The organism is Virgibacillus senegalensis, assembly GCF_000821245.2.
Taxonomy (GTDB): Bacteria; Bacillota; Bacilli; order Bacillales; family Amphibacillaceae; genus Sediminibacillus; species Sediminibacillus senegalensis.
Map to the genome: position 1 here is coordinate 1,237,727 of NZ_LN611425.1, position 11,584 is coordinate 1,249,310.

Consider the following 11,584-nt stretch of genomic DNA (forward strand, 5'->3'; position numbering starts at 1 on the left):
TCGCTAGGATTATAGCACAAGATAGGAAGCATAATCCTCATAAAAAACGAACAAAAATTTGTACACTGGGTGAATTATTTCGGGTTTAACCACAAATATCCTTTGACATCCAAGCGAATATGATGTAAATTACCTAATGTACGAACAATTCTTTTTAACGTTACTATAATATTCGTGTTTAGAGGTGTGTAACATGGAAAATGTATTTGATTACGAAGATATTCAATTAGTTCCTGCAAAGTGTATTGTAAATAGTCGGTCCGAATGCGATACGACGATTACACTTGGCGGCAATACGTTCAAGCTTCCTGTCGTGCCAGCCAATATGCAGACAATTATCGATGAAAAAATTGCATTATATTTAGCCGAAAATGGTTATTTCTATATCATGCATCGTTTTGAACCAGAAAAACGTCTTGCATTTACCAAAGATATGAAACAACGCGGGTTAATCGCCTCCATTAGTGTAGGGGTGAAGGAAGAGGAATACCGTTTTGTAGAAGAACTCGCCAACGAACAAGTTACACCCGAATATATTACAATCGACATTGCACACGGCCATTCCAATGCCGTCATTGAAATGATTCAGCATATTAAAAAACACTTACCTGCCAGTTTTGTCATCGCTGGTAATGTAGGTACTCCGGAAGCAGTCAGGGAGTTGGAAAACGCAGGCGCTGACGCTACGAAGGTCGGGATCGGCCCTGGTAAAGTATGTATCACGAAAGTCAAAACAGGATTCGGCACAGGCGGCTGGCAATTGGCAGCACTGCGCTGGTGCGCAAAAGCCGCCAGTAAACCGATTATCGCGGACGGTGGAATCCGGATTCATGGCGATATAGCGAAATCAATCCGCTTTGGTGCTTCCATGGTGATGATTGGTTCACTGTTTGCAGGCCATGAGGAATCTCCTGGCGAAACGATTGAAAAAGACGGAAAACTTTTCAAGGAATACTTTGGCTCCGCCTCTGAATTCCAAAAAGGCGAAAAGAAAAATGTCGAAGGTAAAAAGATGCTTGTCGAACATAAAGGTTCACTTGCCGACACTCTAAAAGAGATGGAACAAGATTTGCAATCATCTATTTCCTACGCAGGCGGCAACAAGCTTGAAGCCATTCGTAATGTGGATTACGTTATTGTAAAAAATTCGATTTTCAACGGAGATAAAGTCTACTAATAAAAAGGCGAGCCCAACCCGGCTCGCTTTTTTTGTTTATGTTACTGGCTACGTAACTGATCCTGCAAGGAAAAGATTAATTCATTTGCTTTTCGTTTGTTGAGCCGAAAGGTCTTCCCTTCAAGGGATAATTCCCTAGCGAGTTCTTTGATGGTTTGTTTCTGTGTTTCGGTTGGCGGCTGTTCCTCTATCAACCGCTCGTAATTTTGATAAGCAACTTTGACGGCAGTATGCGGTGTTAATTGATCAATCAGTTCATACATCGCACGATAAGCTTTATCGATTCCGATTTCCACCCCCGAATCAGAGCCGAGGAAAAATTGATCAGGATATTTTTCGATTAGCGGGACAAACTCTTCCAGCTGGTGACTGCTGTTGGAGTTGTATGCAGTAAAGCCTGCAAAAAAATCAATAAAAAGATTATCAAATTCTGCTAGCAGTGGATCGAGATTTTCTGGTGAGTTAAAGACATTGGCATGGGCAAAAATGAAAATTGTTTCCGGATGCTTTCGAAGCGCAGTTTTTAAATAATTAATATTTGTTCCCTCTGGCGGATCGATATGAAGTAAAATCGGCGCTCGATAGGATGCCGATAATTGATAGATGTCCGGGAGCACGCCCCAGTATGGATGCTTTCCTTTCCATAAAACATCGGAGCTTGGTGAATAAATCGATGCAGCATATATTTCCCCTACTGCAAGGTAACCTTGTTCCAGGTTTTCTTTTACCCTCTCTACTCCGCCTTCTCCCCTTTCCAAGGGAAAGCCCGAAAAAGAAGGGTAAATTAAATCCGGATATTCTTGGTAATAACGCCAGGAAAGACGGTCGGTCCTTACAGCCGAGGGGGCAGAAACATCTCCGAATAAGACTGTTTTATCGATACCATACTTTCCCCATACGTCTTTTCCCGTCGTTACATGGCTCATGTCCCGCGTTTCACTTCTATGTAAATCATGAACACTATGGCTGTGCACATCAATGACCGGCAAGTCCTTGTAGACCTCATGCAGCGGTTCATTTCCCTGTTTGTTTCTCATCTCAGCTACCGATTTTGCTACACCGGTATCCTGCTGGTAATCCGTGTCACTTACAATCGTGACTTCTTTTCCCCGGTTCATGACCCCATAAAGAATCCCCGCGATAAAAACGAGATAAACCAACAAATATAGTAAATACCATTTAGACCTGCTTTCCAGCACTTTTTTCCTCATACCACCTAATCATTCTCCATTCCCCGTCATGTTCTTTTTTCCATACTTCCAACGAAAGAGCGTTTACTAGTTTACCGTCTGACTGATGGGTGATTTGGTAGGACACAGCCGCTTGATGATCGGATTGTGGAACAATTTTCAAGTCCGAATAAGAAAATTTTATATCCTTTCCATAATTATAAGCTGCCGCTTCTTTGTTACCCCGCTTGATTTCCTCCCCTGTGAAGGTCTGTACCTTATCTTCCCTGGGCATGTAAAGCTTGCCGACAAAGTGATCCGAATAATGATCATTCATTTCCTGGTAAGACCCTTGGAAAAGTTTTCATGAAGTTCTCTCATCCGATGAACCTTCGCAGCAATTAGTTCTTCCATCTGCAAGTCCCCCCTCCCCTCTCCTCCTTTAAAACTAATTTCTTTATGAATGACGATATTCCTGCAACTATTTCGTATGCAGGAAGCTATAAAAACTATTTTTCTACATGCGAACCGATTATAGGAACCTTTGCTTTGCGGCTCGATCTGTCAATGTCCGACAGATGATGCATGGATTTGTGTTTAGCTGGTTTGCCTAATGGGTTATAGAACAAAATAGAATAGTGACAGGAGAACACAACCATCTTAAAGCTTGCTTGTTTAGAAGGGGTGGGACTTCCTTATTTTTAGTATCTGCTCTTTTTTTAACGTCAAGTCCGATTACTACAAGTTTTCTTTTAATTAGGCTAAACTAAGGGGTGGAAACTCTCTTCTGTTCTATCACTATTCAGAAGAAGTGATTGAAAAACGGTAAAGGAGTGGAAAGATGCAAGCAAATCAATTGGAGAAAATCAGAAACGGAAAAGGCTTTATTGCAGCCCTTGACCAAAGTGGCGGCAGTACGCCGAAAGCACTGGCTGGTTATGGTGTTTCAGAAGACGCTTATTCAAACGAGGATGAGATGTTTGACCTTGTGCACGAAATGCGGACCCGCATCATTACGTCTCCTGCTTTTGACTCTACGCGTATTCTAGGAGCCATTTTATTTGAACAAACCATGGACCGGGAGATCGAAGGTAAATACACCGCTGACTACCTTGCAGATGAAAAAGGGATCGTTCCTTTTCTGAAAGTCGATAAAGGATTAGCAGAAGCATCCAACGGTGTGCAGCTGATGAAGCCTATTCACGATTTAGACGAAACATTAAAGCGTGCAAATGAACGTAATATCTTTGGAACAAAGATGCGTTCTGTCATCAAAGAAGCCAATCCAGAAGGGATTAAAGCTGTCGTTGAACAACAGTTCGAAATCGGAAAACAAATCATTGAAGCTGGTCTAGTACCAATCATTGAGCCAGAAGTAGATATTCACAGTAATGAAAAAGAAAAATCCGAGCAAATTTTGAAAAACGAAATTCTTGGGCATTTAAATAAACTGGATGAGCAAGACAACGTAATGTTGAAATTATCGATTCCTACTGTAGCAAACACGTATAAGGAATTGATCGACCATCCTCGCGTGGTACGAGTTGTCGCGCTTTCCGGCGGGTATTCCCGTGATGAAGCCAATGAGAAGTTGAAAGAAAACGATGGATTGATTGCAAGCTTCTCCCGGGCATTGAGCGCTGATCTAAACGTCAACCAAACAGACGAGGAATTCAACGCTGCACTGCAGGATTCTGTCGAATCCATTTATGACGCTTCCGTAAACAAAAAATAATTAGGACCCAATACGAAAACCAGCAGGCTCACTTCGAGACTGCTGGTTTTCTTATCATTTTTCTTTGTTTATTGATCAGGGTGCCATTCCATGGAAACAAAGTTATAACTGCCCCCATTTGTATTCTGCTTAAAAGTGTCGGTTTCAACAAAGCCTGCTTTTTCATATAACTTGATTGCCCGTTTATTGAAGGCTGCCACAGATAACGTAATCGCTGTAGGTTGATAGTTGCTGCACGCAAAATGTAAACCAGACTGGAGAAACGCCAGCCCCTTCCCCATTCCTGTCCATTCCGGCTTCATCCCAAGTCCCATTTCCACCTTGCCACTTTGCCTTTCCCGAAAGCTAAAGAAGCCCATCAATTGACCATCCTTCTCCACAGCAAAATAGTCATCCGCTCGACGTTCAGCATCTAAAAATTCCGCTAAGTCTTCTTCGTCCGCTTCCATGTCATAAAAACTGTATTCTCCAGGATAATGCCAATTATAGGCGATTTCTTCCGCCTCTCTTTGGCTCATTTTCTTTAATAAGTAATGCTCTCCCACTTTCTGCTTCACTATCTCTTTCCTCCTTTTTCAGCCAATCATGAAATCCTCCGTAGCTGTCCAACACATAACTACAGCAGTTACCAAAAAGATGGATCCAACCCATTTCTGACCCGTCTTCAGGCTATCTATTCCCATAACCACAAAAAGTACCGTTAACACTCCAAACATCAGATAAATAGGGGGATTGAACGATTGTACCAGCATAGCGATCCCGAAAAATATAAGCACAATGCTGCTAATAACCAAATGAATTGTCCGCAAAACGATTACTCCTCCCCATTTACAATTGCACGCGCCTATAAATTCACCAACGGTTACCAGATTCCTCCTTTAATTCTTCGATAAAAGTGTTTAATTCCATTTCTTCGGAGACCTCTTGACCATATTTCCTGACATTGACCGACTGGCTATCGCGCTCCTTGTCACCAACTACCACCATATACGGAATCTTTTTTACTTGTGCTTCCCTCATTTTGTAGCCGACTTTTTCCTCACGAAAATCCACTTCAGCCCGTATTCCTTCAGCTTGCATGCGGCTTTGCACTTCTTTTACATAATCACTATGGATCTGATTGGACACCGGTATCAGTTTTACTTGTACTGGTGCAAGCCATACCGGAAACGCACCGGCAAAATGCTCAATCAGAATACCCAGGAAGCGGTCAATCGATCCGAATACAGCACGATGGATGACGACCGGCCGGACTTTTTGATTGGCTTCGTCTACATAAGATAAATCAAATTTTTCGGGCATTTGGAAATCCAACTGAACTGTCGCGCATTGATGGCTTCTATTAAGTGCATCCTTGATATGGACATCGATTTTCGGCCCATAGAAGGCTCCATCTCCCTCATTGATTTGGTAATCGTAGTCCAGCCTTTCCAATACACCTTTTAGAGCCGCTTCTGCTTTTTCCCAAAGCGCCTCCTCCCCCATCGAATCCTCCGGCTTAGTCGAAAGTTCAATCGAATAGTCGAATCCAAAGGCCCTATATACTTGATCAATCAATTTCAATACAGAAGTAATTTCATCCTCGATTTGCTCTGGCATCACAAAGATGTGTGCATCGTCCTGGCAAAACGTACGAACCCTAAGCAATCCGTTCAGCGCACCGCTAAATTCATGGCGGTGCACTTGTCCGAACTCCGCCATACGGATCGGCAGTTCCCGGTAAGATCGAAGTTTATCTTTGAATAGCAGCATATGTCCTGGACAGTTCATTGGCTTCAAAGCAAAACGCTGGTTATCCACCTCTGAAAAATACATGTTATCTTTATAATGGTTCCAGTGGCCGGATTGTTCCCACAACCGCTGGTTCATCATGAACGGTGTGCGTACTTCCTGGTACCCATACTGTTGCTGAATATTACGCAAAAATGCTTCTAATTGATTTCGTATGAATTGCCCGTTCGGCAAATAGAAAGGCATACCTGGCGCTTCTTCCGAAAACATAAACAGGTCCAGTTCACGACCTAGCTTGCGATGGTTCCGATTTTCAGCTTCTTGCACAAATGCAAAATAATCCTCTAAATCTGACTTCGAAGCAAGAGCCACACCGTAAATACGCTGCAACATCTGGTTTTCACTGTTTCCGCGCCAATAGGCACCGGAAACATGTGTCAACTTGAACGCTTTGATATGACGAGTCTCTGGAAGATGCGGCCCCCTGCACAAATCAACAAATTCCCCTTGTCGGTACACGGTGATTGGTTCACTGTCCGGGATTTCTTCAAGTAGTTCGAGCTTCAGTGGATCGTCACCGAACAATTGCTTTGCACGATTTCGTGACACTTTTTCACGCTCAATTCGAAGGTTTTCCGAAACAATTTTTTGCATTTCCGTCTCAATTTGTGCCAGTTCGTCCTGTGATAACGGTTTGTTCAATTCAAAGTCATAATAAAAACCGTTTTCCAGACTTGGGCCTGTGCCAAAATGGACGTTCTCATAGATACGTTTAACAGCCTGTGCCAATACATGGGCGCTAGTATGACGCATCACCTTCAATCCCTCTGGCGAATGGATGTCAAGCAGCTCTATCTCTGCATCCTTAGAAATACTGCTGCGTAAATCTACTAGCACACCGTTCATCCTACCGACAACGGATTTCTTTCGCAAGGACGTACTGATCGACCCCGCAACGTCTTCCAGCGTAACGCCTTGTTGATATTGTCTCTCACTTCCATCCGGGAAGCGGATGATAATTTCCTTTTGCCCCATACTTTTCACTCCTTCTTTTTTATCGCTAGATATAAAAACACGCCATCCCTATAAAATAAGGGACGAGCGTGTTTCATACCCGTGGTTCCACCCAGCTTTCCGTCTTGTAAAAATGATACAAGACAGCTTCGTTACAGCTTTATCGCAGCGTCTGCGGTCCGGTTACGAAAAGTTCCCCGGGACTGTTCAAAGGTGGTAAGCTTTTCTGACTGCACCGGGAAGTTCTCAGCCTTGCCTTCCCTCTCTGTAGGCCGTTACGGAAAAACCATTGTCCTTGTCCTCACATTACCTCTATTATTTTTTGCAAACAAAAAACACACCGCATCCCTATCCGAAAGGGACGAGTGTGTGTCAGACCCGTGGTTCCACCCAGCTTCCCATCACTCCCTTAAAGAAAGTGACGGCTCATTCCGCTGTATCGCCGCGGCCGCGGTATTGAATACTTTGATTTCCTCAATACTGCTCGAAGGTGGTGCCTTTTTCTCCTGCGTTGGGAAGTTCCCAGCCTTGCCTTCCCTCTCTATAAACCGGTTAGAAAAATGCCTATCCTTTTCCTCGCATTAGTCGCTGTTAAATTATTACTTACTATATAAAATTTATATCGATTCGTCAACGTATTTTACAGCCCAAATACAATAAGCTTTCTCGAATGAATTCATGTCCTGTAAAATCCTGTGTTTTTTACTCTTTATTCATCCAAAAACAAATCGATTCCCTGCATGATCTCTTTCAAGCAATCAATGGAATGATAAACGCCGTCCCCCCGTTCCAAAGAATGATCGCCGCCTTTGACAATCTGCGTCCTAAAGTTTTCCTTCACAGTAAGTTCGCTTACTCTTTCTTTAACGAAACATTTGTCCTTGTCGCCGATAATCAATAAGTTCTCCGTACAGCTTTTGCACAAATAATCATAAAGCACATCTACTTGCAGCAGCGGAGTCAGCCATACCACTTTTTCCATCTCTAGTGTTGTCCTATGTTTCCCCAGCAAATGAGCAAGTCCGCCAGTGCCAATAGACTTGGCCACCGAAAAAACATGCGTGTACTTTTCTTCTGGTACGGCTTCCTCCATTACTTTTTCTACAGCTTCACTTATTACCTTAAATTGCTCTACTCTTGCCAGTTTATTAAAAGTAGAGGCTTCCAATTCATACTGAATATGTAAGACATCAAACCCTTTGTCTATGAACCAAACGGATCAAGTATTTGGAAGAAAACGCAGGAGCTCTAGATGTTACCCTAATGAAGGAAGATCTGAATCGAATCGATAAGGTATCTCCTCAACATGTGGCTGCTGGTGATCGCTATCCGAATATGGGCGGTGTCAATTTATAAGTATAAAACAGCGGCAGGATTCCTTTCTCACCGCTGTTATTTTTTTAATTCTTACTTCCGTGTTCGGTCAAATCGCTTCAATTCCTCATCCTTTTTCAATGCCTTCACATGGAACGGATTGGCCGATGCTTTACCCGCATCGCTTTGCACACCGATTTCTTTACCGATCGAATCGTTATACACACCTTCCCGTTCACCGTCAAAATGTTCATCCTGTCCATCTAACAGCATATTTTCACCTCCTACCAAGTAGCATGCTTTAAACCCACCTCATCATTCTATATCTGTAAATGAAACTTTCAAACGATGGTAGACGTAAACATAAATAATACGATAAGAAAATTAGGGGGAAAGGTACCATGGAATTGGATTTTTTCTGGCTGGCAGTTGGAATAGCTGTGGCTGGATACTTTATCGGAGAAGGACTGAAAAATTTCAAAAACCCAGAAACAAAAGGATTGATAGACGCAATTAGTGACGATGATGACCAACAATTGTTGAAGGAGAGTGACATTCCTTATTTTCTGGGGATCACAAAAAAAGATGCGGAATCGTTAAAACAGGATTTCCCTGATATTCCTCATATCATCATTAATAGTAAAGTATATTATCCGAAAGCGAAGCTACGGGAATGGTTGAAAAATATAGGATCATAAATGAACCATTAACATGCTAAAGCTGGGTTGTGCTTAAATTTGAAGAATGAAATCATATCGTCGTTGTTCTTAAAGGAGTAATTGCGCGCGAAGGAAAAAGCACTTGGATTAAATTAGAAAATCCAAGTGCTTCTATATGATGAGGGAAATACTCATCGTTATTATTTTCCATATGGGTTAAACAGTTGAAAAATCCTACCGCCAAGGACTAAGAATCCAAAGTTTTTATCTTAAGAATGACATTCTTTCTTTACTATTATCCTCTATCCCTTAGTTTCTCCTTAAGCAAAGTGAAAGTTTCTTCCAGCGCTGCTTTCGGCAAGTCACCGTAGCCATCGCCGATACTAACTTCAAAGTAACACGCTTCCCCGCCCGATTCTCTGGTATAACTGGTGAGCCCTACCCCGGTCTCCTCATAGACCTCTACAAGAATAGGCTCAATTTCATCTTTTGGTTTAGCTAAATGAACATGAAACATATTCGATACCGGGGTTTCTGGCAATGTTGAAATGTACGGACATTGATTAAACTGCTCTGCCAATTGGAGTGCATCCTGATAATAGTGACCCATTTTTTCTTTGTATTTTTCAAAGTAGTAATCGGCGGAAAGAATATATGGATAAAGACTGATAAGATCACCGCCGTGCCGACGCTTCCAAACTTTCGAGGTTTCTGTAAAAGACACATCACCGGCAAGAATGGCTCCGGCCACACCACCCAACCCTTTGTACATGGAAATGTACACACTATCGAATAGGGCACATATCTCTGCAGCCGATTTTTGATAATAAGGGAGGATCTCCAACAGTCTTGCCCCATCAAGATGTAGCCGGATTTTCCGTTTTCTGCAATAATCCGAGATAGCTTCCACGGTTTCGTAGGATGGTAGCTGACCGCCGATTTCCCGCTGCGGCAGCTCCAACAACAGGCAAGCAATCTCTTTATCCAATCCCGTAACATCCTCCAGCTCGATTACACGGGTTTCGTCCGCCAGCAATACAGTCTCAATATGGTGAAGCTCCTTCAACCCGTCTTCTTCATGGATCTCCAGATGGGATAGCGGATGATAGGCGACCCGCTTTACCTGCTTTTCATCCGCCCAAATCCTCAGCGCAATCTGTTGGGCCATTGTGCCGCTTGGAAAAAATACAGCAGCTTCTTTCCCCAGAAAGTCTGCCATTTTATGCTGAAAGTTTTCGATTACCTCCCCTTTGCCATATAAATCGCTTAACATTTCTCCGTCAACTTGCTCTAAGGCATGCTTTAACACTTGTACATTACGGGGTGTGTGGCCGGATATTTTGTAAGACGTTGGTTTGAACGCCTCGGCTAAGTTTTTTGCCATGCTCCCATTCCTCTCCAACTTGATAAATGAATCAAATGCCAACAGAGTCCAAACGCTTCACCTGTAACTTGGCCGCAGCATCTTCTGCCTGCCGCCTGGCAATTTGAACATTTTCCGCTTTATTCAGCACGACAGCCAGCCGTCGACCAACAGTCGCTGATGGCTTTCCGAACACGCTCACTTGAGTACCGGGGATTTGCAAAGCCTGTTCTACCCCTTCTAAGCCGTATGACTTACTTTCAATAGTCGATTTGACCGCCTGGCTGGCACCTGGCGAAATGAGTCTTACATCGTCAACAGGCAGTCCCAGAATTGCCCGAACATGGAGCGCAAATTCCGATAAGTCCTGCGTAGCCAATGTTACCATACCGGTATCATGCGGTCTCGGAGATACTTCGCTAAAATACACGCCATCCTTCGTAATAAACAATTCTACACCGAAGACGCCGTAACCTCCCAGTTCATCGGTGATTTTTTGAGCGATGTTTTCTGCTTCCCTGATTTGTGTCTCATGCATTGCGTGCGGCTGCCATGACTGAATATAGTCCCCACCCTGCTGTTTATGACCGATAGGCGGGCAAAACACCGTCCCGGTTGAAGAACGTACCGTAAGCAACGTAATTTCCGAATCGAAGGAGATGAATTCTTCTACAATCACCCTAATATTTTTTCCACGCCCGCTTTTCATGGCCTCCTGCCAGGAAGCTACGATATCTGACTCTGTACGGCAAACTGTCTGGCCTTTTCCCGAGGAACTCATCAAGGGTTTGATTACGCACGGCGTCCCGATTGTATGTACGGCTTGTTTTAATTCCTCCAAAGATTCGGCGAATGCATAACCAGCTGTCGGAAGCTTAAGCTGTTCACTTGCCAAACGACGAATCCCTTCCCTGTCCATCGTCATTCTTACTGCATAAGCAGTCGGAACCACACGAAAACCTTCCTGTTCCAATTCCATCAGGGTATCTGTAGCGATCGCTTCGATTTCCGGAACGATAATATCCGGCTGCTCATTTTCTATGACGTCTCGCAATTGTTCACCATCAAGCATATCAATCACATGGCAACGCTGAGCCGCTTGCATAGCCGGAGCTCCTGGATAACGGTCGACAGCGACAGTTTCCACTCCTAGTCGCTGTGCTTCCATGACGATCTCTTTTCCAAGCTCTCCAGAACCAAGCAATACCATTTTCACTGTTTTCCCCTGCTCTGATACCCCAATCATGCTATCCCTCCATTTTCCTAATTTACGAACATCATCCTTACATCTTAATAAAAACATAATCACTTCAACCTGTAAACCGAATGTTATTATAAAATTATAATTTAATGTACGTTTTTTATCCAGGATAAGGATAGCTTGCAGTAATGATAAGTACAACAAAATCGAGTAGGAGGAGG

Annotated in this window: 12 protein-coding genes; 3 read left to right on the forward strand and 9 right to left on the reverse strand. The window is 43.3% G+C overall.

What is annotated here, in order from left to right:
• The first annotated feature begins 193 nt into the window (after nucleotides 1–193).
• On the forward strand, nucleotides 194–1,177 hold the full coding sequence (gene guaC, locus BN1067_RS16975; RefSeq protein ID WP_053220010.1) for a GMP reductase: 984 nt from the start codon (nucleotides 194–196) through the stop codon (nucleotides 1,175–1,177).
• Nucleotides 1,178–1,218: 41 nt separating this feature from the next.
• On the opposite strand, the gene BN1067_RS16980 is transcribed toward guaC, so the two are convergent.
• Together BN1067_RS16980 and BN1067_RS16985 are read right to left on the reverse strand one after the other, a co-directional pair.
• Nucleotides 1,219–2,388, reverse strand: coding sequence for an amidohydrolase family protein (locus tag BN1067_RS16980; RefSeq protein WP_053220011.1), 1,170 nt, complete (start codon nucleotides 2,386–2,388; stop codon nucleotides 1,219–1,221).
• A complete protein-coding gene (locus BN1067_RS16985) occupies nucleotides 2,357–2,683 on the reverse strand; it encodes a DUF4440 domain-containing protein (protein ID WP_053220012.1) in 327 nt (108 codons plus the stop codon). Before BN1067_RS16985 ends, BN1067_RS16980 begins: the two co-directional genes overlap by 32 nt.
• A gap of 504 nt (nucleotides 2,684–3,187) precedes the next feature.
• Between BN1067_RS16985 and BN1067_RS16990 the strand changes: the two genes are divergently transcribed.
• Nucleotides 3,188–4,081, forward strand: a complete 894-nt coding sequence (locus tag BN1067_RS16990) for a fructose bisphosphate aldolase (RefSeq protein ID WP_053220013.1) — start codon at nucleotides 3,188–3,190, stop codon at nucleotides 4,079–4,081.
• A 68-nt stretch (nucleotides 4,082–4,149) separates the two neighbouring features.
• On the opposite strand, the gene BN1067_RS16995 is transcribed toward BN1067_RS16990, so the two are convergent.
• The 5 genes from BN1067_RS16995 to BN1067_RS17020 all read right to left on the reverse strand — a co-directional run bounded on the left by BN1067_RS16995 (nucleotide 4,150) and on the right by BN1067_RS17020 (nucleotide 8,413).
• Nucleotides 4,150–4,599 (reverse strand): GNAT family N-acetyltransferase, encoded by a 450-nt coding sequence (locus BN1067_RS16995; protein WP_053220072.1) that lies wholly within the window; start codon nucleotides 4,597–4,599, stop codon nucleotides 4,150–4,152.
• 57 nt (nucleotides 4,600–4,656) lie between these two features.
• Nucleotides 4,657–4,890 carry a hypothetical protein gene (locus BN1067_RS17000; RefSeq protein WP_053220014.1) on the reverse strand — a complete coding sequence of 78 codons (234 nt, stop codon included), beginning with the start codon at nucleotides 4,888–4,890 and terminating at the stop codon, nucleotides 4,657–4,659.
• A 43-nt stretch (nucleotides 4,891–4,933) separates the two neighbouring features.
• Nucleotides 4,934–6,847, reverse strand: a complete 1,914-nt coding sequence (thrS, locus tag BN1067_RS17005) for a threonine--tRNA ligase (RefSeq protein ID WP_053220015.1) — start codon at nucleotides 6,845–6,847, stop codon at nucleotides 4,934–4,936.
• 688 nt (nucleotides 6,848–7,535) lie between these two features.
• Nucleotides 7,536–7,919 carry a hypothetical protein gene (locus tag BN1067_RS17010; protein WP_199868551.1) on the reverse strand — a complete coding sequence of 128 codons (384 nt, stop codon included), beginning with the start codon at nucleotides 7,917–7,919 and terminating at the stop codon, nucleotides 7,536–7,538.
• Nucleotides 7,920–8,233: 314 nt separating this feature from the next.
• Nucleotides 8,234–8,413, reverse strand: a complete 180-nt coding sequence (locus tag BN1067_RS17020; protein WP_053220017.1) for a hypothetical protein — start codon at nucleotides 8,411–8,413, stop codon at nucleotides 8,234–8,236.
• A 128-nt stretch (nucleotides 8,414–8,541) separates the two neighbouring features.
• Here BN1067_RS17020 and BN1067_RS17025 point away from each other — a divergent pair, with 128 nt between their 5' ends.
• The gene (locus tag BN1067_RS17025; RefSeq protein WP_053220018.1) at nucleotides 8,542–8,838 is read left to right on the forward strand and encodes a hypothetical protein; all 297 of its coding nucleotides are present in this window, start codon (nucleotides 8,542–8,544) and stop codon (nucleotides 8,836–8,838) included.
• 256 nt (nucleotides 8,839–9,094) lie between these two features.
• Here the strand turns inward: BN1067_RS17025 and BN1067_RS17030 are convergent, their stop codons facing one another.
• Together BN1067_RS17030 and purT are read right to left on the reverse strand one after the other, a co-directional pair.
• Nucleotides 9,095–10,183: a threonine aldolase family protein gene (locus tag BN1067_RS17030; RefSeq protein ID WP_053220019.1), complete on the reverse strand. Its 1,089-nt coding sequence runs from the start codon at nucleotides 10,181–10,183 to the stop codon at nucleotides 9,095–9,097.
• 31 nt (nucleotides 10,184–10,214) lie between these two features.
• Nucleotides 10,215–11,408, reverse strand: coding sequence for a formate-dependent phosphoribosylglycinamide formyltransferase (gene purT / locus BN1067_RS17035; protein ID WP_053220020.1), 1,194 nt, complete (start codon nucleotides 11,406–11,408; stop codon nucleotides 10,215–10,217).
• Between the last annotated feature and the right edge of the window lie 176 nt (nucleotides 11,409–11,584).

Excerpts from the sequence above, each read along its gene's own strand:
- guaC (WP_053220010.1), top strand. The coding sequence starts at position 194 with ATGGAAAATGTATTTGATTACGAAGATATTCAATTAGTTCCTGCAAAG.
- BN1067_RS16980 (WP_053220011.1), bottom strand. The coding sequence starts at position 2,388 with ATGAGGAAAAAAGTGCTGGAAAGCAGGTCTAAATGGTATTTACTATAT.
- BN1067_RS16985 (WP_053220012.1), bottom strand. The coding sequence starts at position 2,683 with ATGAATGATCATTATTCGGATCACTTTGTCGGCAAGCTTTACATGCCC.
- BN1067_RS16990 (WP_053220013.1), top strand. The coding sequence starts at position 3,188 with ATGCAAGCAAATCAATTGGAGAAAATCAGAAACGGAAAAGGCTTTATT.
- BN1067_RS16995 (WP_053220072.1), bottom strand. The coding sequence starts at position 4,599 with ATGAGCCAAAGAGAGGCGGAAGAAATCGCCTATAATTGGCATTATCCT.
- thrS (WP_053220015.1), bottom strand. The coding sequence starts at position 6,847 with ATGGGGCAAAAGGAAATTATCATCCGCTTCCCGGATGGAAGTGAGAGA.
- BN1067_RS17010 (WP_199868551.1), bottom strand. The coding sequence starts at position 7,919 with ATGGAGGAAGCCGTACCAGAAGAAAAGTACACGCATGTTTTTTCGGTG.
- BN1067_RS17020 (WP_053220017.1), bottom strand. The coding sequence starts at position 8,413 with ATGCTGTTAGATGGACAGGATGAACATTTTGACGGTGAACGGGAAGGT.
- BN1067_RS17025 (WP_053220018.1), top strand. The coding sequence starts at position 8,542 with ATGGAATTGGATTTTTTCTGGCTGGCAGTTGGAATAGCTGTGGCTGGA.
- BN1067_RS17030 (WP_053220019.1), bottom strand. The coding sequence starts at position 10,183 with ATGGCAAAAAACTTAGCCGAGGCGTTCAAACCAACGTCTTACAAAATA.
- purT (WP_053220020.1), bottom strand. The coding sequence starts at position 11,408 with ATGATTGGGGTATCAGAGCAGGGGAAAACAGTGAAAATGGTATTGCTT.